Consider the following 21,199-nt stretch of genomic DNA (forward strand, 5'->3'; position numbering starts at 1 on the left):
GGTGGGCTCCAGGGCTAAAACAAAAAAATCGGGTGGCAAACAAGCAGGCGTCAGCGGCGCAGCACGCGACCGCTGGCCAGATCGCGGATCTGGCTGGGGCGCGGGTATTCGCCGAGCTCGCCGGGCACCACTGCCCCCAGCGCCTCGCCGAACAGCGCCCGGGCGTCGGCGGCGCTCATCGCCGGCGGCTCGCCGGCGCGGTTGGCCGAGGTGGACACCAATGGGCCGCCGAAGGCCTCGCACAGCGCCTGCATGCCCGGGTGGTCGGTTACCCGCAGGGCGACGCTTGTGTGATCACCGCGCACCAGCGCCGGGGCGAAGCCGTTGTCCGGCACCAGCCAGGTGACCGGGCCCGGCCAGCTGGCACGCAGCGGCGCATACAGGGCGTAGTCCAGCCCGTCCAGCCAAGGGGCCAGCTGGTCCATGCAAGCGGCCACCACGATCAGCCCTTTGGCCGGGTCCCGGGCTTTCAGGCGCAGCAGCCGGGCAACGGCGGCGTCGCTGTGCGGGTCGCAGCTGATCCCCCACACGGCTTCCGTGGGGCAGGCAATCACCTGGCCGTCGCGCAGGGCGCGAACGGCGTCTGCCAGCGCGGCGCTATCGGGGGAAACGCAGCGGCGCATGGGCTCTCCTTGCATGGGCTCTCCTTGCATGGGCTCTCCTTGCGGCGTCAATCGGGCAGGCGCATCGTATCATAGCTGTGCCCGTCGTCGCGGCTTAGCCACGCACCCAGCCGCCGGGCTGCTGGGCGGCCCGGCCGTCAAGCTCAAGCATCAAAAGGCGCTGCTGGCACTCGCCCACCGTCAGCCCGGTCTGCTCTACCAGCACGTCAACGGGTACGGGCACCGCCGCCAGCGCGGCCAGCAGCGGGTCGGCCGGCGCCTTTGCCGTGTTCGATGCCGGCGGCGATGAGCACGGCTCGGTATCCGCCCGGCAGGCGGCGTAGTGTGTTCCCCAGTGGGCAAGCTCGGCGACGATGTCATCGACCTCGCACGCCAGGCTGGCCCCGCAGCGCAGCAGCGCAAGCGAGCCTCTGGCCTGCACGTTGCTCAGCGAGGCCGGCAGGGCAAACAGCTCGCGGCCCTGCTCCAGCGTCAGCCTGGCGCTGACCAGCGAGCCGCTTTTTTCCGCCGCCTCCACCACCAGCGTACCCAGCGCAAGCCCGGTCACAATGCGGTTGCGCCGGGGGAAAAACGCCGGATGGGCGCGCGTTCCCGGCGGGTGCTCGGCCAACAGCAGCCCGCCGGGCGTGGCGGCCAGCCGCTGGTACAGATCGCGGTGGCGGGCGGGATAGATCACATCAATGCCGGTCGCCAGCACGGCAATGCTGGCACCGCCGGCATCCAGCGCGGCGCGCTGGGCGCAGGCGTCGATGCCCAGCGCCATACCGCTGATAACGCAGAAATCGCGCCGGGCAAGCTCGCCGGCGAAGGTGCGGGCGTTGGCTGCCCCCTCCGCTGTGGGCCGGCGGCTGCCCACCACGGCAAGCCCCGCCCGGCGCAGCGCGGTGAGGTCCCCCTGGGCCCAGAGCACCGCCGGCGGATCGGCAATTTCGCCCAAAAGCGGCGGAAAGTCGGGATGGTCGCGGTGCAAAATCGCCCGCCCGGGCGCTGCACGCTCCCAGTCAAGACTGGCCTCAACGGCGGGGGCCAGCGGACTTTTCGCCGGATGATCAAGCCACAAACGCAGCGCAGCGGCCGCTTGGCGCGGCAGCAGCCCAAGCCAGCCCTCCGGCCACTGCGGCGCCTGAGCCAGCAAACTCGCCAGGCGCTGCGGCCCCAGCCCCGGCAGAAAGAACACGACAAGCCAGTCCCTGGTCGTCATTGACCCGCTCCTTGCGGGCGCTGCCCGCGGGTTGTCAAAGCCGCTCGATCAGCGCGGCGAACGCACGCTATCTCCCACGGACAGCGTGCCGGTAGCGGCCATGACGATGGCATAGCTCACTCGATCATAAGGGCGAAATACAACCAGCGAGCCGGCGACCTCGCCGGGCAGCCGCACTCGCTCGCCTGTGCGCGGGTCCGCCACGCGCTCGCCCTGCTGTGCAATGCGCAGTACGTGCCCCGGCTGCAGGCCGTCTTCGGTGCCCAGATCAATCGCCACCACCTGCAAACGGCCGATAAAACGCACCCCGCCGGGCACGCCGACGATGCGGCCGTTCATGGCCCTGCGCGGCGCACGAGGGGTGATGTCATCCGTCGGCAGCCCAGGATCAAGCGGCAGCACGACATCGCCGCGGCGCACTTCCCGGGCGGCCTGGTGCACGTGCAGCCGGGCGATATCATCGCTGTGGCTTACCAGCACACCCTCGCCGATGCTGCTCAGCTCTTGCCCCAAAGGCTCGCCGGCGGCGCTTTGATAGGTTTCCCCCGGGCGAAAGATGCCCAGCCGCTGGCCCGTTTCACGCCCGGCCAGGCGAGACGATGCGGCGGCGCGAACGAAAACCTGATCTCCCGCCCCGCTGATCAAACGCCGGTCTTCACCGCCGATAACGTAGGCCAGCTCGTCCAGCGGTGCCGAGGCGTTGACCACGCGATGATCGCGCAGAAAGGCATCCAGCACGCGCATGGGCAGCGGCGGCACCACTTGCCGGCGGGGCAGCGTGCGCATTTGCGGCGATAGCTTGACCACGCGCCGGCCGCGCTCCAGGCCCAGACACGGCGCGCCGTCGCAGTCGCGCAGATACAATACATCGCCCGGGTAGATCAGGCCGGGGTTATCAACCTGAGGATTGCGGCGCCAGACCCTGGGCCACTGCCAGGGGGCGGACAAAAAGCGCTCGGCAATATCCCACAGGGTATCGCCGTTTTGTACCGTGTAGCGCGCAGGCGCGTCCTCTTGCCAGCGCACCGTGTCTGCGCTGGCCGCAGCTCCCCAGAGCAGTACTGCCAGCGCGGCCGCCACGCCTTTCGCCGCCCGCCTGCCAAGCCGTCTGTCATGTACTACCATGTCCCTGTTCTCCCTGTAGCGGCGCGCGGCGTCCGCTGTCGGCATGCCCATAAGGGCGTGATATAATCACCGCCAGCAAAGTGCCCGGTCGGCGTTTGCCAAGCAGCGGCGCATCGCCCCGGACGCCTGACAGAATCAGCATAACGGTACACATAACGCTATGGCTAAACTACCTATATTGACCTATCCCGACGATCGGCTGCGCCTCAAGGCCGCGCCGATCGAAACCGTGGACGACGACGTGCGCCGCCTGGTCGACAACATGCTGGAGACCATGTACGACGCTCGCGGCATCGGCCTGGCCGCCACCCAGGTGGACGATCACCGCCGGGTGATCGTCATGGACGTAAGCGAGTCGGGCAACGAGCCTTTGGTGCTCATCAACCCGACCTACGAACCCCTGGGCGACGAGCAGGCGCCGCTGTCTGAAGGCTGCCTGTCGATTCCCGAATACTACGCCGAGGTGCCCCGCCACCTGCGCGTCAAGCTCCAGGCCACCGACCGCGCAGGCGAGCCCTACGAGCTTGAGGCCGACGACCTGCTGGCCCACTGCATTCAGCACGAATGCGATCATCTGGAAGGCGTGCTGTTCGTTGACTACCTGTCACCGCTCAAGCGCGACCGCGTGCTCAAGAAAATGCAAAAACGCCACAAACAGCTGCAGGACGCCTAGGCCGCACCGCACTTGCCAGGGCCGGATCACCTCGCTTGCCGCAGGTTTTCCGGCCTTTCGCCGTCAGGCCGGGCCGACGCCGGGCTGCGCCATTTTTTCTCGCTTCAGGGGCTTTTCCATGTCATCACTGCGCGTTGTTTTTGCCGGCACCCCAGACTTTGCCGCCTCAAGCCTTCGGGCGCTGCAGCAAAGCCGCCACGAGGTCGTCGGCGTGTATACCCAGCCTGACCGCCCCGCCGGCCGCGGTCGCAAACTAACGCCCAGCCCGGTCAAGGCGCTGGCTCTGGAATATGGCCTGCCCGTCTATCAGCCCGCCACGCTCAACGATGCCCAGGCCCAGACCACCCTTGCCGCGTTTGACGCCGACGTCATGGTGGTGGTGGCCTACGGCCTTTTGCTGCCGCGCGCCGTGCTGGATATTCCGCGGCTGGGCTGTGTGAACGTACACGCCTCGCTTTTGCCGCGCTGGCGCGGCGCCGCGCCGATCCAGCGCGCCATTGAAGCCGGAGACGCCGAATCCGGCGTGTCGATCATGCAGATGGACGCCGGGCTGGATACCGGCGACGTGCTCGCGGAAGCGCGCACCCCGATCACCGCGACCACCACCGGCGGCGAGCTGCACACGACCCTGGCCGATCTCGGCGCTGAAACCCTGGCAACCACCCTTGACGCCATGGCGCAAGGCCGCACCTGCGCCACCCCCCAGCCGGAACAGGGCGTTACCTACGCGCACAAGCTTTCCAAGGCCGAAGCCGAGCTGGACTTTAACCGCCCGGCAGCCGAGCTCGCCGCCAAAATACGCGCCTTCAACCCCTGGCCGGTGGCCTGGTGTGCGCTTGACGATGACGACGCTCGCCTGCGGCTTTTAATGGCCAGCGCCGAGGCAGACGCCGCTACGGCCCAGCCCCCGGGCACCCTGCTGGCCCCGGACGCCGATGCGCTGCGCCTGGCCTGCGGCGCGCGCGGCAATCAGGTGCTGCGCGTGACCCGCGCCCAGCTGCCCGGCGGGCGTGCGCTTGCGGTACGCGAACTGCTCAACGCCCAGCCCCCGCGCCTGACCGAAGGCACCCGCCTTGGCCGCCACAGCGAAGCGCCCGGTCAACCACGCTAGCTCAGCACCCCCGCCAGGCCAGCACAAAGGAGCCACCATGACCCCACCACGCGATACGCCCGCCGGCGACACCGGCCTTCAGGTTCGCGCCGCTGCGGCCCGAGCGCTGGCACCCGTTCTCAAAGATCAGGGCTCCCTTGCCGGCCTCAGCGAGTCAAGCGTTGCCCCGCGCGACCGCGCGCTGCTCAAGGAGCTGTGCTTTGGCAGCTGCCGCTATTTGCCGCGCCTGGAAGCCCTTGCCGCCGAGCTTTTGCGCCAGCCGCTGAAAAAGCGCGATCAGGACGTTCAGGCACTTTTGCTGCTGGGTATTTATCAGCTTTTGTACATGCGCATCCCCGCCCACGCCGCCGTGGGCGAAACCGCCGGCGCGGCAAGGCTTCTGGGCAAGGCCTGGGCCACCCGGGTGCTCAACGGCTGTTTGCGCCGCCTGCAGCGCGAATCCGCCGCGCTTCAGACCCGGGTTGACCGCGCTGCGAACGTAGCACTGGCGCATCCGCAGTGGCTGCTGGAAGCGTTTTCCCGGGCCTGGCCTGAACAGTGGCGCGCGCTGGCCGAGGCCAACAACCGGCCGGGCCCGATGACGCTGCGCATCAACGCCCGCCACGGCCACCGCGAAGCCTACCAGGCCAAGCTTGCCGATCTGGGCATGACCGCACGGCCCTGCGCCCACGCCCCGGACGGCCTCACGCTGGACACCCCCTGCGAGGTCACCGCCCTGCCCGGCTTCGCCGCAGGCCAGGCAAGCGTACAGGACGAAGCCGCCCAGCTCAGCGCGGTACTGCTGGGCCCGGCGCTGGCGCCGCGCCCGGGCGCTCGGGTGCTGGACGCCTGCAGCGCCCCCGGCGGCAAGACCGCGCATCTGCTTGAGCAGTTCGACATCACCCTGACTGCGCTTGACAGCGACGCCGAGCGCCTCGGGCGCGTGGAACAAACCCTGGATCGGCTGGGCCTTCACGCCGAGCTGCACCACGCCGATGCCGGCCAGCGCGGCGACTGGAGCCGTGCCGAATTCGACGCCATTTTGCTCGACGCGCCCTGCACAGGCACCGGCGTGATACGCCGCCACCCGGACATCAAGCGCCTGCGCCGGCCGTCGGACATCGCCAAGCTGGCCCGGCTGCAGGCCCGCCTGCTGGACAACCTCTGGCCGCTGCTGGTGCCCGGCGGCACGCTGCTCTACGCCACCTGCTCGGTGCTGCCGGAAGAAAACGCCGAGCAGATTGAGGCGTTTGTCCAGCGCACGCCCAGCGCCCGGATCACCACGCCCGACGACGTTACTTGGGGCCAGCCAAGCGGGCCGGGCCGGCAGCTTTTGCCCCAGCCTGACGGCCACGACGGCTTTTTCTACGCGCGGCTGGAAAAAACGCGACAGGCAGATGAAAACGCCCCGCGGGCCGCGACGGAGTCGGACTAGCCTTATGAAGATCATCATTCTCGGCGCCGGCCAGGTGGGCGGTACCCTGGCCGAGCATCTGGCCCGCGAAGAAAACGACATCACCGTGGTGGATACCAACGCCGACAAGCTGCGTGAGCTGCACACCCGGCTGGATATCCGCACCGTGGTCGGGGCCGGCTCCTACCCTACCACCCTGCGCGAGGCCGGCGGCGAAGACGCCGATATGCTGATTGCGGTGACCAACACCGACGAGATCAACATGATTGCCTGTCAGGTAGCGCACACGCTGTTTCGCACCCCGACCAAAATCGCCCGGGTGCGCACCACCGCTTATCTGACGCGCAAGGGGCTTTTTGCCCACGAAGCGATTCCCATTGACGTGCTGATCAGCCCCGAGCAGGTGGTCACCGACCACGTGCGCCGGCTGATCGAACACCCCGGCGCGCTGCAGGTGCTGGAGTTTGCCGGCGGGCTTTTGCAGCTGGTGGCGGTCAAGGCGTTTTACGGCGGCCCGCTGGTGGGCCAGAACCTGGGCTTTCTGCGCCGCCACATGCCCAACGTCGATACCCGCGTTGCCGCCATCTACCGGCGCAACCGGCCCATTATCCCCCGAGGCGACACCGTCATCGAAGCCGACGACGAGGTCTTCTTTCTCGCCGCCCGGCGCGATATCCGCGCGGTGATGAGCGAGCTGCGCCGCCTCGACCGCACCTTTCGCCGGGTGGTCATTGCCGGCGGCGGCAACATCGGCGAGCGCCTGGCCGAACACCTGGAGCACAACCACCAGGTCAAGATCATCGAACACAGCCTCAAGCGCTGCACCCAGCTTTCCGAGCGGCTCGACCGCACCGTGGTGCTCCACGGCGGGGCCACCAGCAAGCGCCTGCTGGAAGAGGAAAACATCGAAGACTGCGATATCTTCTGCGCGCTGACCAACGACGACGAAGTCAACATCATGTCGTCGCTTCTGGCCAAGCGCCTGGGGGCCAAGAAAGTGCTCACCCTGATCAACAACGCCGCCTACGTTGATCTGGTGCAGGGCGGCGAGATCGACATCGCCATTTCTCCCCAGCAGGCCACCATCGGCAGTTTGCTCACCCACGTGCGCCGGGGCGATATCGTCAACGTCCACTCCCTGCGCCGGGGCGCGGCCGAGGCCATCGAGGCCATCGCCCACGGCGATGCCAACTCCTCCCGGGTGGTGGGCAGCAGCATCGGCGAGATCGACCTGCCCGAAGGCACCACCATCGGCGCGGTGGTGCGCGGGCGCAAAGTGCTCATTGCCCGGCGCGACGTGGTGATAGAATCCGGCGATCACGTCATTTTGTTTGTCATCGACAAGCGCCGCATCCGCGACGTCGAGCGGCTGTTCCAGGTCGGGCTGAGCTTTTTCTAACGTGCTGCCCGCTCGCCGCCCTTTGCCCCTTCACCGTCACAAGGAGCTACGCCGACCATGAGCCTGCGGGTGATTTTGCGTATTCTGGGGCTTTTGCTGATGCTTTTCAGCCTCACCATGCTGCCGCCGATACTGGTGTCGCTGTGGTTTCGCGACGGCGTGTGGGATGCTTTCAGCTTAGGGGTGGGCATCACCGCCGCCACCGGCCTTGTCCTCTACCTGCCCAACCGCGACGAGCGCAAGGAGCTGCGCATTCGCGACGGTTTTTTAATCGCGGCGATGTTCTGGACGGTGCTGGCGCTGTTCGGCTCTTTGCCGCTGATGCTGTTCGGCGAAGGCGCGCTGACGCTGACCGACGCGGTGTTCGAATCGTTTTCCGGGCTGACCACCACCGGGGCCACGGTGGTCACCGGCATTGATTTTCTCCCCGAATCCATCCGCTACTATCGCCAGCAGCTGCAGTGGCTGGGCGGCATGGGAATCGTGGTGCTGGCGGTGGCCATTCTGCCCACCCTGGGGGTCGGCGGCATGGCGCTTTATCGCACCGAGATTCCCGGCCCGCTGAAAGACTCCAAGCTCACCCCGCGCATCACCGAAACCGCCAAGGCGCTGTGGTACATCTACGTCACCCTGACCGTTGCCTGCATGCTGGCCTACATGGCCGCGGGCATGGACTGGTTTGATGCGCTGGGCCACAGCTTTTCCACCGTGGCCATCGGCGGGTTTTCCACCCACGACGCCAGCATCGGCTTTTTCGACAGCGCCGCTGTGGAGCTGATCTGCGTGGGCTTTATGCTGATCTCGGCGTTCAGCTTCAGCCTGCACTTCATCGCCTGGCGGGAAAAGCGCCTGCTGCACTACTTTGTCGACCCTGAAGCGCGGTTTTTGATGCTGTTTCTGGCCGGGCTGGCCACCGTCGCCTTTGTCACTCTGTGGCTGACCCATACCTATCAAAGCCCGCTGGGGCTGCGCCATGCGCTGTTTGAGGTGGTTTCCGTGGCCACCACTACCGGCTTTGGCGTCGCCGATTTTTCGACCTGGCCGGGCGCGCTGCCGTTTTTGCTCTTTGTCGCCGCCTTTGTCGGCGGCTGCTCGGGCTCCACCGCCGGGGGGATGAAGGTCATCCGCATCATCTTGATTTTAAAGCAGGGCATGCGCGAAATCATGCGGCTGATCCACCCCAACGCGGTCATCGCCGTCAAGGTGGGCAAGGTCAGCGTGCCCGACAGCGTGGCCCAGGCCGTGTGGGGCTTTTTTTCGGTCTATGTGATGCTGTTTTTTCTGATGATGGTGGGCGTTATGGCCACCGGCGTCGATCAGGTCACCGCCTGGTCGACGGTGGGCTCGGCGCTTAACAACCTGGGCCCGGCGCTGGGCGAGGCCAGCACCCACTACGGCAACCTGCCGGATTTTGCCAAGTGGGTGCTGGTTCTTGCCATGCTGCTGGGCCGTCTGGAAATTTTTACCGTCCTTGTTCTATTTACCCCGGCTTTCTGGCGCCGCTAGCGGCGCCTTCCATTTGTCGACGATTGAGACGCTTGCATGAGTGAACAACCGGTTGTGTCACCCGCCTGCGAGGCGCTGCCCGCCACCAGCGGGCCGTTAACGACGATCACCGTGGGCGACACGCGCTACACGCTGCTGGGCACCGCCCACGTCTCCCGGGAAAGCGCCGACGACGTGGCCGCCCTGCTGGCCACCGATACGTTTGACGCCGTAGCCGTCGAGCTGTGCGACGCCCGTCACCACAGCATGACCCAGCCTGACGCCATGGGCGAGCAGGATCTGTTTCAGGTATTTCAGCAGGGCAAGGCCGGCATGGTGGCCGCCACCCTGGCGCTGGGCGCGTTTCAGCAGCGCATTGCCGATCAGTCCGGCATCCAGCCCGGCGCGGAAATGCGCGCCGCGGTGGAGCAGGCCGAAAAGCGTGCGCTGCCGCTTTTGCTCATCGACCGCGACGTGGGCACCACGCTCAAGCGGGTCTATCACAACGTGCCCTGGTGGCAGCGCTTCGGTTTGCTCTCCGGGCTTTTGGGCAGCGTGATGTCGCGCCAGAAGATTTCCGGCGAAGACATCGAAAAGCTCAAGGAAAGCGACGTTTTGGAGGCCACCTTCAGCGAGTTTGCCGCCGAGTCCGAAACGCTGTACACCCCGCTGATCCGCGAGCGCGACCGCTACATGGCCCTGCGCCTGGCCGAAACCGCCCCGCCCGGGCGCTATAAAAACGTGCTGGCGGTGCTTGGCGCCGGCCACCTGCAGGGCACCGGCGAGCATCTGGAAGGCCCGCTGCCGGACACCCCGGCCGCCGAGCGCGAAACCCTGGAAGCCACGCCGCCGCCGTCCAAAATCTGGAAAGCGCTGCCCTGGCTGATCTCCGCGCTGGTCATTGCCGGCTTTGCGCTGGGCTTTTCGCGCAACGCCGAGCTTGGCTGGCAGCTGGTCGGCGAGTGGTTTTTGATCAACGGCGTACTCTCCGCCGGCGCCACCGTTGCCGCCCTTGCCCACCCTGTGACGATCATCGCCACCTTCTTTGCCGCCCCGCTGACCTCGCTCAACCCCACCATCGGCGCGGGCTTTGTCGCCGCCGGGGTTGAGCTTTACATGCGCCGGCCCAAGGTGCGCGATTTTGCCACCCTGCGCCATGACGTCACTCGGCTGAAAGGCTGGTGGAAAAACCGCGTCTCGCGCACGCTGCTGGTGTTTTTATTCGCCACCCTGGGCTCCGCCGCCGGCACCTGGATCGCCGGTTTCCGCATCGCCGAGGCGCTGTTCGGCTAGGGTTGACGGCCGGCACTACTCCGCCGCATCGGCGCTCCGGGCATGGCGCACGCTGCGGCGCTTCCACCAGCCGGCAAGCACCGAGCCCGACACGTTGTGCCAGATGGAGAAAATCGCCCCCGGCAGCGCCGCTCCCGGCGTAAAGAACTGGCTGGCCAGGCTCACCGCCAGGCCCGAGTTTTGCAACCCAACCTCGAAGGCGATGGTGCGCGCGGTGCGTTCGTCAAAGTGCGCCGCTTTGGCCATGCCGTAACCGCCGGCCAGCCCCACGCCGTTGTGCAGCACCACGGCCAGCGCCACCATGGGCCCAAGCGTCAGCAGGCGGTCGGCGTTCAGCGCCACCACGATGGCGATGATCAGCACAATGGACAGCATCGCCAGCGTCGCAAGACCGGGTTCCACCGGCTTGATTCGCTCGCCCAGAAAATGATGCACGACTACCCCGACGGCCACCGGCACCACCACCAGCTGGGCAATGCTGGCGAGCATGCCCAGGGTCGGCACGTCCACGCTCTGCCCCACCAGCAGCAGCGTCAGCAGCGGCGTGGCGACGACCGACACCAGCGTCGACACCATGGTCATCGATACCGACAGCGCTACGTGCCCGCCGGCCAGCCAGGTCATGACGTTGGACGAGGTGCCGCCGGCCGTCGCGCCCACCAGCACCATGCCCAGCATCAGCTCCGGAGACAGCGAAAGCGCCATCGAGATCAACAGCGCGGCCAACGGCATGATCAGAAACTGCAGCGCTACGCCCACCAGAATCGGCGCCGGGGATTTTACCACCCGGGCAAAGTCGCGCCCGGACAGCGTCAGCCCCATGGAGAACATGATCACCGTCAGCAGCAGCTGTATCTGATCGGCCAGCCCGGTAAACCAGCCCGGCACCACGGCTGCCACAGCGGCCAAAAGCACGGCCCATACGGGAAAAAGCCGGTTAAAGCGCTCAAAATACTGCATTTTCGCTGTCATCCTCTGCTTGATATTGCCTCGCCAGCAGCCGCTGCATGGCGGGGCTGGGCGCCTCGATTTTACGATGGCCGCGGCTGGCGGCGTAGCTTTGGTTGAACGCCTCGAAGTAGTCGTCGAGTGTGTCAGCCGCGTCGATATCGCCGTTCTGGCGCAAAAGCTCGGCGGCGACTTCGGCGGTGCTTAAATGCTCCGTTGATGCCGACTTGCGCAGCCGGTAGCGGCTGTGCCGCGCGGTGCGCAGCGGCAGCACCGGCAAGGCGTCCAGATAGGGACTTTTACGAAAGATCCGCCGGGCCTGGCGCCAGGTGCCGTCAAGCAGGATATACACCGGCACGCGGCCGTCTTCAAGTGCCCGGGCCACCGCCTCGTTGCCCACCACCCGGCCGTGGTCGTAGTCCGGCTGGTCGTCGGGAAACACCACAAAGGGCGCGTAGCGCTCGTCTTGCAAAAGCGCCAACAGCTCGGCGTCGGGCTCGGTGCGGTGCCAGGTAAACACCCGGGTCTCGCCTAACACGTCGCCGATCAGCCGGCCGGTGTTGGTGGGCTTGTAGTGCTCCATGCGGTGGGTAATCAGCCACACCCGTGCGCGGCTTTGGGCGCTCACCCGGTAGGGGCACAGGCAGTTGAGCGCGGGCAGGTTGCAGCCCTCACAGCGCACCACAAAGCTCCCCCGCGCCTTGAACTCCCGCCGGGGCGGGTTCTCTTCCCACGTCGCATCGGCGTCTGACATGGCGTTCTCCAGGCGATTAAAGCGCCGCAGTATAAAGCAGATGCCGACCTTCGGCCTCTCCTTGCCAAGTAAACCAGCGAATCATTTCAGGTTGACAAAAAAGCCGACACATCGCTAAAGTTCCGTCAACTTTAAATACGCACAAGGTTTACTCATGCCCGCCGCCGCCTCCCAGCGCCACGACTGGTCGATTGACGAGATCAACGCGCTGTTCGCCCTGCCGTTCAACGACCTGCTGCTGCGCGCCCAGCAGACCCACCGCGCCCACTTCGAGCCCAACGCGGTGCAGGTCTCCACGCTGCTCTCGATCAAGACCGGGGCCTGCCCCGAGGATTGCAAGTACTGCCCCCAGTCCGGCCACTACAACACCGAGCTGGAAAAGGAAAAGCTGATGGAGGTGGAGAAGGTCGTCAGCCAGGCCCGGGAAGCCCGTGACGCCGGGGCCAGCCGATTCTGCATGGGGGCGGCGTGGAAAAGCCCGCGCGAGCGCGATATGCCGGCGGTGGAAGAAATGGTCCGCCAGGTGAAGGCGCTGGGGCTTGAGACCTGCATGACGCTGGGCAGCGTAAGCGATGAGCAGGCCGGGCGGCTCGCCGAGGCGGGGCTCGACTACTACAACCACAACCTCGACACCTCGCCGGAATACTACGGCGAGATCATCACCACCCGCACCTTCGGCGAGCGGTTGGAAACCCTCGACCACGTGCGCAGCGCCGGGATGAAGGTCTGCACCGGCGGGATTCTGGGCATGGGCGAAAGCGAGCGCGACAGAAGCGCCCTGCTCCAGCAGCTGGCAAGCCTCAACCCGCACCCGGAATCCGTGCCCATCAACATGCTGGTCAAGGTGCCGGGCACGCCGCTGGAAAACGTCGACGACCTCGACCCGTTAGCGTTCATCCGTGCCATCGCCGTCGCCCGCATCATGATGCCCCAAAGCCACGTGCGCCTTTCCGCCGGTCGCGAAAACATGAGCGAATCCACCCAGGCGCTGGCGTTTATGGCCGGAGCCAACTCGATCTTTTACGGCGACAAGCTGCTGACCACCGACAACCCCGAGGCCAGCCGCGACCGCAGGCTGTTCCAAAAGCTCGGCCTGCACCCGGAAACCCGCGACGCCGACTGCCGCAGCGGAAGCGACGACGAGGCCGCCCGTCTGGCCCGGCAGCTGCATCTGGCCCGTGCCAACGCGCTGGCGGTGGACGCCAGTGCCTGAGCCCGTCGCAGAACGCCCCGCTCGCGCCCCGCAGCCGTGGCACGACTACCTCGCCGCCGCTAAACAGACGCGCAAAGCCGCCGGCCGCTGGCGCACCCGCCGAGTGATGCCTGATGCCGCGCTGGACTTTGCCGGCAACGACTACCTGGGGCTCGCCCGGGAACCGAAAGTGCGCGAAGCCGCCGCCGAGGGAGCCCGCCGCTTCGGTGCGGGGGCTGCCGCCTCGCATCTGGTCAGCGGGCATCTGGCCGTTCATGAGGTGCTGGAGCAGGAGCTTGCCGAGTGGCTGGGCCGCGAGCGGGCGCTTGTGTTTTCCACCGGCTACATGGCCAACCTGGGGGTGATTCAGGCGCTGGCCGGCCGCGACACGGCGGTTTTTCAGGACCGGCTCAACCACGCCTCCCTGATCGACGGCGCGGCCCTTGCCGGCGCGCGCTCACGGCGCTTTCATCACCGCGACGGCGAAGACCTTGAGCGGCTGCTGTCTCGCAGCGAGGCCATTCGCGATGCCTCTCACGACGCCCCGCGCAAGCTGATCATCAGCGACGGCGTGTTCAGCATGGACGGCGACGTGGCCAAGGTATCCGAGCTTGCCGCCGCCGCCAAGCGACACTCGGCCTTGCTGATGATCGACGACGCCCACGGCGTCGGCGTGCTGGGGGAAACCGGCGTTGGCTGCACGGCGGGCATGAGCGCTGAAGACGTGCCCGTGCTGGTGGGCACCTTCGGCAAGGCGCTGGGCACCGGCGGGGCCTTTGTCGCCGGCGACGCCTCGCTGATCGAGCATATTACCCAGTTCGCCCGCAGCTACGTGTACACCACCGCCCAGCCGCCCGCGGTCACCGCCGCCACCCTTGAGGCGCTGAATATCGTGCGCGGCGAGCCCGAGCTTAGAGCGCGCCTTGACGATAACGTCGCGCTCTTCCGTCGCGAGGCCGCGCGCTTGAATTTGCCGATGGCAGCGTCTACCACGCCCATTCAGCCGCTGACGCTGGGCGATGAGGCGCGCACCCTGCGCTGGGCGGCAACTCTGGACGCCTGCGGCATTGCGGTCGGCGCGATTCGCCCGCCCACGGTGCCAAAGGGCCAGGCGCGGCTGCGCATTACCCTGAGCGCCCGGCACACGGAGGCCGACATCGAGCGGCTGCTGGACGGCCTTGAGCGCTGCCGGCGAGAGGATGCCCCATGAGCCACGATGTAAACCTCACCCTGCTCCACGGCTGGGGCGTGGATTCACGCATCTGGCAGCCTTTGCAGCCCCACTGGCCCGAGGGCGTGCGCATTACTGCGCCCAGCTGGCCGGGCTATTTCGACAGTTCTTGTGCCGACAGCGCTGCGACGTCTGATCCTTCAAGCCTTGCGGCCACGGCCGGCGCCATGGCCGCGAGCCTTCCCCAGGACAGCGTGTGGGTGGGCTGGTCGCTGGGCGGGCTTTTGGCCGTGGCCATGGCCGAGCACCTGCCGCCGCCCCGGGGGATTATTCTGCTGAGCGCCGGCGCGCGGTTCTGCTGGCCTAACGGCGTTACCCCAAAAGCCCTTGCCGAGTTTACCTTCGCTTTTGAACGCAGCCCCGCTGTCGCCTGGCGGCACTTTCTGCGCTGGCAAAGCAGCGGCGAGCCCGAGCCCCGAGAAGCGCTGAAGCGGTTGCACGCGCTTTTGGGCAAAACCCCGCCGGCGGATACCCCAACCCTTGCCGCCGGGCTTGGCTTTCTGAAAACGCTGGATAACCGCGAGCGGCTAAACGCGCTGCCCTGCCCCGTGGCGATGTTATCAGGGGAAAACGACCCCTTTATCAGCAGGCCGCCCGCTGGTGAGGCGGCATTAAACGAGCGGCTGGCACACGCCGGCCACTGCCCCATGGTGTCCCGTCCCGCTGCGCTGGCGGAGGCGCTTGTGCGCATCGCCTCCGATATAACCCGGCCGGCGGAGGTGGTATGAGGTCCCTTGCGCTAAGCGATGTCGATAACCACATCCGCGACGATACCTGCCGTAACGAGCAAAGCGACTGGCAGGCCCGGGTGGCCCGGGCGTTTTCCCGGGCCGCTGCCCACTACGACCGCCGCGCCGGCGCCCAGCGCCATATCGGCGAGGCGCTGTGGCAGCGGCTGCCTGAAAAGGCGGCAAGCGTGGTGGACGTGGGCTGCGCCACCGGCGACTGGACGCGCAAGCTGGCCGAGCGCTACTCCGAGGCCAGCATAATGGGCGTGGACATCGCCCCGGGCATGCTGATGGAGGCGCAAAAGCGCGGCGGGCGGGTGAGATGGCGCGAAGGCTCCGCCGAGGCGCTGCCGGCGGGCGACCGGAGCGTGGATCTGATCTTTTCCAATCTGGCGCTGCAGTGGTGCCGGAACATAAGCGCGGTCATGGCCGAGTTCGCTCGGGTGCTGGCCCCCGGCGGGCGGGCGGTATTCACCACCCTGCTGGCCGGCACCCTTGAAGAAATCGGCGCGGCCTTTCAGCGCCCCGAGGCGCTGCTGACCTACTCAAGCCGGGCCGACCACCGCCGCGCCGCCGACGCCGCAGGGCTCAGAGTGACCGGCGAGCGCACTCACCTTGAGCGCTTTTACTACCCCGACATGGCCGCGGTGATGGCCTCGATCAAGGGCGTGGGCGCGCAAATCGCCCGCCCGCAAGGCGTGGGGCTGACCCGCCGCGATCTCAAGGCGGCCGCCCAACGCATGGAGCAGCGGCGCACGCCTGACGGGCTGCCCGTGAGCTACCGCTGTTTAACGCTGACCCTGGAGCGCCCGTGAACGCCTACTTTGTGACCGGCACCCACACCGACGCCGGCAAAACGCTGGTAACTAGCGCCCTGCTGTACGCCGCCCGCCGGCAAGGCTTGAGCACGCTGGGGCTCAAGCCCGTGGCCTCGGGCAGCGACGCCACCCCGAGCGGGCTGCGCAACGCCGACGCGCTGGCCCTACAGGCTCAAAGCGTGCCTGGAGTGAGCTACGACACCGTCAACCCCCACGCCTTCACCCCGGCCATCGCTCCGCATCTGGCGGCGTTTGAAGCCGGATGCACGTTAAGCGCCGGCGGCCTCGCCAACGGCATACACGCCACCCTTGATCGCTACCCGCGAGATCTCTGCCTGATCGAAGGTGCGGGCGGCTGGCGGGTGCCGCTCAACGAGGCCGAGGACTTTGCCGACCTGGCCGCGCGGCTGGAGATTCCGGTGATCCTCACCGTGGGGCTGACGCTTGGCTGCCTGAACCACGCACGGCTTACCGCCGAGGCCATCGCCGCCGACGGCCTGCGCCTTGCCGGCTGGGTAGGCAGCGTGGTGGACGCCGACTTTGCCGCCGACACCCCGCGCTTTCGCGCCAACCTTGAGCTTTTGGAAGCCAAGCTCGGCGCGCCCTGTCTCGGCGTGATTCCACACCTTGACGCCCCCGGCGCCGAGGCCGCGTCTCACTACCTCAGCCTTTCTCGTCTGTCCCTGAAGGAGCCCGCATGACCTCCCCCGTCTGGCATCCCTACCAGCGCCTGAACCCGCGCGCCGAGCAGGACCCCGCCGTGCCCAAGGTCATCGGCGGCGACGGCGTTTATTTTGAGCTCGACGGCGGTGAGCGGCTGCTGGACGCCTGCTGCTCCTGGTGGTGCATGATCCACGGCTACCGCCACCCGCGCCTGGTGCGCGCCATCGCCGAGCAGGCCGATACGTTAAGCCACGTGATGCTCGCAGGGCTGACCCACGCCCCCGCCGAACGGCTTGCCCGGGCGCTGGTGCGCGTCACGCCCGAAGGGCTCAACCACGTGTTTTTTATCGACAGCGGCTCGGTGGGCATGGAAGTGGCGATGAAAATGGCGCTGCAGTACCACATCCTCACCGGCAGCCCCGAGAAAACCCGCATGCTCGCGCTCAAGCGCGGCTACCACGGCGATACCGGCGGTTGCATGGCGGTGTGCGACCCGGACAACGGCATGCACAGGCTGTTCAGCCCACTTTTGCCCCAGCACCACTTTGCCCCGGCGCCCACGGCCCCCTTTGACGCCGCCCCCGAAGACGTCGAGAGCGACCTGGCCGCGCTGCGCGAGGTGCTTGAGCGCCATCACCACGAGATCGCTGCGCTACTGATGGAGCCCTTATTGCAGGCCGCCGGCGGGCTCAACATGACCTCACCCCACTACCTGCGCGGCGCGCGCAAGCTGTGCGACGCGTTCAACGTGCTGCTGGTGTTTGACGAGGTGGCCACGGGCTTTGGCCGCACCGGCAAGATGTTTGCCGCCGACCACGCCGAGGTGACGCCGGATATCATGGTGCTGTCCAAGGGGCTCACCGGCGGCTATCTCGGCCACGCCGCAACCCTTGCCACCGACCGGGTCCACGACGCCTTCAAGGGCGAAAGCGACCTCCACGCCTTTATGCACGGGCCGACCTTCATGGGCAACCCGCTGGCCTGCCGGGTGGCGCTGGAGAGCCTGGCGGTGTTTGAAGAAGAGAACTATCTGGAAAAGATCGCCCGGCTCAGCCGGGTGCTGACCCGAGAGCTGTGCGAGGACGCCGAGCTTGCCGCCCACCCCGCGGTGGCGGGCGTGCGCGTGCTGGGCGCGGCCGCGGTAATCGAAGTCCACAACGCCGCCGATCTCGACGGCCTGCGCGACTTCGCCCGGGCTCGGGGCGTGTGGCTGCGGGCGTTTAACCGCTACCTCTACACCATGCCCGCCTACATCACCGCCGAGGCCGAAATGGTCATCATCACTGACGTGATGAAGGCGTGGTTTTTAGAAAAGCGCCGGATGGAAGATCACCGCTGAACGGCAAAAGCTCGCCGGCCTTGCGCCACTGCTCGGCAAGCGCCGGCACGCCCTCCCCGGCGGGGGCGCTGATCGGCTGCACGCCGGGCGGGCACAGCGCGGCGGCGTTGGGGTCCACCAGCGCGCAGGCGGCATCCGTGGGCAGATAGTGCAAAAGCGTCGCTGCCGGCACCACCGCCAGCGACGTACCCACCACCAGCAGAAAATCGGCCGCTTCCACCAGCGCGCAGGCCTCGCCGAACAGCGGCACGGCCTCGCCGAACCACACCACGTCCGGGCGCAGCTGGCTGCCCTTGTCGCACAGATCTCCCAGGGCAATACCGCCCTTGGCGAGCGGGTAGCGCATGCGCTCGTCCACGCTGGAGCGGGCGTTAATCAGCTCGCCGTGCAGGTGCAACACGCTTTTAGAGCCGGCGCGCTCGTGCAAATCGTCAATGTTTTGGGTAATCACGCTGACGCGAAAGCCTGCCGTTTCCAGCTCGGCAATCGCCCGGTGGGCGGCGTTGGGCCGAGCGGCGCGCATTTGCTCCCGGCGGCGGTTGTAAAACGCAAGCACCGTCTCCGGGTCTCGGGCAAACGCTTCCGGCGTTGCCACGTCTTCCACGGCGTGGTTTTCCCACAGGCCGTCGCTTGCGCGAAAGGTCTCGATGCCGCTTTCCACGCTGATGCCGGACCCGCTCAATACCACCAGATGCGGCGCTGTCATAGGCTGCCTCTGCTTGCGTCAGTGTCAGTGTCAATAAACGTCAGTGTACCAGCGCGTCGCGGCCGCCGTTAAACCGCTGCTTGTTGCGATACGGATACACATCGATCACCCGGCCGTTGCGGATGTCCTGCTGCAGGCCCTGCCAGTAGTCCGGATCAAACAGCTCAGGGTGCTGGCGGGTAAACAGCGCCCGGCGCTCGGGGTTGGCGATCATGAAAGGACCAAACTCCTCGGGGAAGATATCGTTCGGCCCGATGGACAGCGCCGAGACGTCGGCCCGCCGGCCGTCAGCGGTGCGCGGCAGCGCGCGAAAGCAGCAGTGGGTCAGGTAGCTGATTTCATCGTAGTCATAAAAGATGACCCGGCCGTGGCGCGTTACGCCGAAGTTTTTCAGCAGCATGTCGCCGGGGAAAATATTGGCCGCCGCCAGCTGTTTGATGGCGTTGCCGTAGTCGTTGAGCACGGTCGCCACTTCCTCTTCGCTGCAGTGCTCCACGTAGAGGTTGAGCGGGGTCATCATGCGCTCGGTATAGCAGTGGCGGATCAGCACCTTATCGCCTTTCATCGACACCGTGGAAGGCGCGGTTTCCAAAAGGTGCGCCAGGCAATCCGGGTCGAAATGGTCCTTGCGGGCAATAAAGTTGGAGAACTCCTGGGTATCGGCCATGCGCCCGACCCGGTCGTGGCGCTTGACCAGCTGGTATTTCTCGCGCACTTCCCGGTGGGTGATGTCCTTGGCCGGATCGAAGCGGTCGCGGATGATCTTGAACACCGTGCGGTGCGAGGGCAGCACAAACACCGCCATCACCATGCCGGGCACGCCCGGGGCAAGAATGAAGCGATCCTCGCGCTTGGCCACCTGGCGGTTCAGCGCGCGAAAAAACTCGGTCTTGCCGTGCTTGAAAAAGCCGATGGAAGCGTACAGCTCGTCTATCGGTTTATTCGGCATCAGCCCCTGCAGATAGGCCACGCATTCGCCGGGTACCGGCACGTCTACCTGAAAATACGCCCGGGTAAAGGAGAACAGAATCGAGACCTCATCGGGCTCGATGAGCACGGTATCCAAGCGCAGGCAGGCCGCGGCGTTGCCATCGTCGTGCAACACCGGCAGCACCAGCGGGACCTGTTCGCCGCCGCCGCGAATCCGCCCGACCAGATAGGCGCCCTTGTTGCGATAAAAAACGCTGTGCAAAAGCTCCAGCTCGGCGTTGTCGGCATGCAAAACGGCCGGCGGCAAGGCTTCTCGCAGAAACGCCGCGCCCCGGGCGGAATCCCGTGCGGCATCGGTGAAGGGAAGCGCCAGCGGGGCCTCCACCAGCGCACGGCTCAAAGCACTTTGCCAGTCGCCGTTCACCGCATAGCGCCGGCACAGCTCAATGCCCGAACGGTGCGGGGCGCCATCGCGTGAGCTGTACACAAACGCCCGGTCGTTGCGAATGTGGCGGTGATGAAACACCGTGCAGAAAAGCGAGTTGAAAAACGTCTCGGCCAGCTCAAAATCCAGCCGCTGGCTGATCAGCTGCGCGTAGCAGCCGCGCGCTTCGCACCAGTATTCGCAGTTGGTCAGCACTTCTTCGCTGAACGTGCGCTCCAGCCGCGTGCGCGTGGCGTCGACTTTTTCTTTATACAGGTTGATGCGCTCGGCGCTGGCCCGCTGGGCCTGCTGCCAGTCGGCATCGCGAAAGCGCTGGCTGGCCTCTCGGGTCATGGCCTGAAAGCGCGCGCGGTATTCGTCAAAGCCGTGAAGCACGGTGGCGGCCAGACGATAGGCTGCGGATAGGGACAAGGGCGTCTCCTGAGAGGTCAGCGTTTGCCGTCAAGCTTCGCGCAGATACCGGCCCGGTGGGGAGACGACCTTGGTGGCAGCCGCAGCAGCTTATGGCACCGCATCGATGCGCGCCAGGCGCAGGCAGAAATCACCGCCCCGGCGGTCGGCGATCAAAAGGCCCAGCTGGTAGATGTCACCAGCGGCAAGCGCCGGCGCGCCAACCAGATGCCGGCCCCGGCATACCGCCTCGAACTCGTGCCAGGCAAAGCGCCACGTCTGCCACTCATCCTTGGCCGGGGTGAAGGCCACGCGGTAGGCGCAGCCCTCGTCAATCGCCCGGCTTTTTATCCGCAGCTGATACGTGCGCCCGTCGCCGCACACCCGCAGGGCAATACCGCCGGCACGGGTCAGCGCACGCTCGAAGGCACCGGGCTCTCGGCGCACCGAGGCAAATCCGCCGCCGTTTTCAAGCGAGATGTCGCCGACAAAGCGCCCCTCTCCTTGCCCCGCGTGAAGGCCTTCGGTCACGTGAAAGGCACTTTTGGATACCCCGCCCATGACACCGTCGTTCACCGCATACCAGCGCCGGGCTTCTTCACGGGCGGCCTCGTCTACGAGCGTGGTAAAAGACAGTTCAGACATCTGCGCGCCTCCTTTGGCCGAACGTGCAGCACGGCGGTCCCGAGTGCTGCCGTTGACGATATAAAAAGATAACCTTTGAAACATACGGTAACTACGGTAGGCTATCC

The 21,199-nt window shown here is 66.7% G+C and carries 20 protein-coding genes; 12 read left to right on the forward strand and 8 right to left on the reverse strand.

All coding sequences use genetic code 11. The features are described from left to right. Nucleotides 1–50: 50 nt before the first annotated feature. From tsaC to ABD654_RS11470, 3 genes are all read right to left on the reverse strand, one after another. Nucleotides 51–623, reverse strand: coding sequence for an L-threonylcarbamoyladenylate synthase type 1 TsaC (gene tsaC, locus ABD654_RS11460; RefSeq protein WP_344705158.1), 573 nt, complete (start codon nucleotides 621–623; stop codon nucleotides 51–53). A gap of 94 nt (nucleotides 624–717) precedes the next feature. Continuing rightward, on the reverse strand, nucleotides 718–1,824 hold the full coding sequence (gene dprA / locus ABD654_RS11465) for a DNA-processing protein DprA (RefSeq protein ID WP_344705018.1): 1,107 nt from the start codon (nucleotides 1,822–1,824) through the stop codon (nucleotides 718–720). A 48-nt stretch (nucleotides 1,825–1,872) separates the two neighbouring features. After that, nucleotides 1,873–2,949, reverse strand: a complete 1,077-nt coding sequence (locus ABD654_RS11470; protein WP_344705019.1) for a LysM peptidoglycan-binding domain-containing protein — start codon at nucleotides 2,947–2,949, stop codon at nucleotides 1,873–1,875. A 160-nt stretch (nucleotides 2,950–3,109) separates the two neighbouring features. Between ABD654_RS11470 and def the strand changes: the two genes are divergently transcribed. From def to ABD654_RS11500, 6 genes are all read left to right on the forward strand, one after another. Continuing rightward, on the forward strand, nucleotides 3,110–3,622 hold the full coding sequence (def, locus tag ABD654_RS11475) for a peptide deformylase (protein ID WP_344705020.1): 513 nt from the start codon (nucleotides 3,110–3,112) through the stop codon (nucleotides 3,620–3,622). Between the two features lie 118 nt (nucleotides 3,623–3,740). Beyond that, nucleotides 3,741–4,733, forward strand: a complete 993-nt coding sequence (gene fmt / locus ABD654_RS11480; RefSeq protein ID WP_344705021.1) for a methionyl-tRNA formyltransferase — start codon at nucleotides 3,741–3,743, stop codon at nucleotides 4,731–4,733. Between the two features lie 37 nt (nucleotides 4,734–4,770). Then, nucleotides 4,771–6,147 carry a 16S rRNA (cytosine(967)-C(5))-methyltransferase RsmB gene (gene rsmB / locus ABD654_RS11485; RefSeq protein ID WP_344705022.1) on the forward strand — a complete coding sequence of 459 codons (1,377 nt, stop codon included), beginning with the start codon at nucleotides 4,771–4,773 and terminating at the stop codon, nucleotides 6,145–6,147. A gap of 4 nt (nucleotides 6,148–6,151) precedes the next feature. Next, entirely contained in the window at nucleotides 6,152–7,525 is a 1,374-nt protein-coding gene (trkA, locus tag ABD654_RS11490) for a Trk system potassium transporter TrkA (protein ID WP_344705023.1), read from the forward strand. A gap of 57 nt (nucleotides 7,526–7,582) precedes the next feature. Then, entirely contained in the window at nucleotides 7,583–9,031 is a 1,449-nt protein-coding gene (locus ABD654_RS11495) for a TrkH family potassium uptake protein (protein ID WP_344705024.1), read from the forward strand. Nucleotides 9,032–9,067: 36 nt separating this feature from the next. Then, complete coding sequence (locus tag ABD654_RS11500) at nucleotides 9,068–10,303, forward strand: TraB/GumN family protein (RefSeq protein ID WP_344705025.1); 1,236 nt, start codon at nucleotides 9,068–9,070, stop codon at nucleotides 10,301–10,303. Between the two features lie 15 nt (nucleotides 10,304–10,318). Here ABD654_RS11500 and ABD654_RS11505 read toward each other — a convergent pair whose 3' ends face one another. Then, nucleotides 10,319–11,263 (reverse strand): bile acid:sodium symporter family protein, encoded by a 945-nt coding sequence (locus ABD654_RS11505; protein ID WP_344705026.1) that lies wholly within the window; start codon nucleotides 11,261–11,263, stop codon nucleotides 10,319–10,321. Next, nucleotides 11,250–12,005: a tRNA-uridine aminocarboxypropyltransferase gene (locus tag ABD654_RS11510; protein ID WP_344705027.1), complete on the reverse strand. Its 756-nt coding sequence runs from the start codon at nucleotides 12,003–12,005 to the stop codon at nucleotides 11,250–11,252. Before ABD654_RS11510 ends, ABD654_RS11505 begins: the two co-directional genes overlap by 14 nt. Before the next feature lie 154 nt (nucleotides 12,006–12,159). On the opposite strand from ABD654_RS11510, the gene bioB reads away from it, so the two are divergent. The 6 genes from bioB (at nucleotide 12,160) to bioA (ending at nucleotide 17,976) form a co-directional block, all read left to right on the forward strand. After that, nucleotides 12,160–13,218, forward strand: a complete 1,059-nt coding sequence (bioB, locus tag ABD654_RS11515; protein WP_344705028.1) for a biotin synthase BioB — start codon at nucleotides 12,160–12,162, stop codon at nucleotides 13,216–13,218. A gap of 106 nt (nucleotides 13,219–13,324) precedes the next feature. Further along, nucleotides 13,325–14,407 (forward strand): 8-amino-7-oxononanoate synthase, encoded by a 1,083-nt coding sequence (bioF, locus tag ABD654_RS11520; protein WP_344705159.1) that lies wholly within the window; start codon nucleotides 13,325–13,327, stop codon nucleotides 14,405–14,407. Beyond that, entirely contained in the window at nucleotides 14,404–15,156 is a 753-nt protein-coding gene (locus tag ABD654_RS11525; protein ID WP_344705029.1) for an alpha/beta fold hydrolase, read from the forward strand. Before bioF ends, ABD654_RS11525 begins: the two co-directional genes overlap by 4 nt. Then, entirely contained in the window at nucleotides 15,153–15,971 is an 819-nt protein-coding gene (locus tag ABD654_RS11530; RefSeq protein WP_344705030.1) for a methyltransferase domain-containing protein, read from the forward strand. The genes ABD654_RS11525 and ABD654_RS11530 overlap by 4 nt, the downstream gene beginning before the upstream one ends. Continuing rightward, complete coding sequence (gene bioD, locus ABD654_RS11535; RefSeq protein ID WP_344705031.1) at nucleotides 15,968–16,675, forward strand: dethiobiotin synthase; 708 nt, start codon at nucleotides 15,968–15,970, stop codon at nucleotides 16,673–16,675. The genes ABD654_RS11530 and bioD overlap by 4 nt, the downstream gene beginning before the upstream one ends. Next, on the forward strand, nucleotides 16,672–17,976 hold the full coding sequence (gene bioA / locus ABD654_RS11540) for an adenosylmethionine--8-amino-7-oxononanoate transaminase (protein WP_344705032.1): 1,305 nt from the start codon (nucleotides 16,672–16,674) through the stop codon (nucleotides 17,974–17,976). The genes bioD and bioA overlap by 4 nt, the downstream gene beginning before the upstream one ends. On the opposite strand, the gene ABD654_RS11545 is transcribed toward bioA, so the two are convergent. The 3 genes from ABD654_RS11545 to ABD654_RS11555 form a co-directional block, all read right to left on the reverse strand. Further along, entirely contained in the window at nucleotides 17,918–18,682 is a 765-nt protein-coding gene (locus tag ABD654_RS11545) for an SIR2 family NAD-dependent protein deacylase (RefSeq protein ID WP_344705033.1), read from the reverse strand. The two genes, bioA and ABD654_RS11545, sit on opposite strands and share 59 nt — an antisense overlap. A gap of 40 nt (nucleotides 18,683–18,722) precedes the next feature. Next, on the reverse strand, nucleotides 18,723–20,468 hold the full coding sequence (aceK, locus tag ABD654_RS11550; RefSeq protein WP_344705034.1) for a bifunctional isocitrate dehydrogenase kinase/phosphatase: 1,746 nt from the start codon (nucleotides 20,466–20,468) through the stop codon (nucleotides 18,723–18,725). Nucleotides 20,469–20,558: 90 nt separating this feature from the next. Beyond that, nucleotides 20,559–21,092 (reverse strand): CIA30 family protein, encoded by a 534-nt coding sequence (locus tag ABD654_RS11555; protein WP_344705035.1) that lies wholly within the window; start codon nucleotides 21,090–21,092, stop codon nucleotides 20,559–20,561. Nucleotides 21,093–21,199: the final 107 nt, after the last annotated feature.

The organism is Halomonas cibimaris (assembly GCF_039537045.1).
GTDB lineage: Bacteria > Pseudomonadota > Gammaproteobacteria > Pseudomonadales > Halomonadaceae > Vreelandella > Vreelandella cibimaris.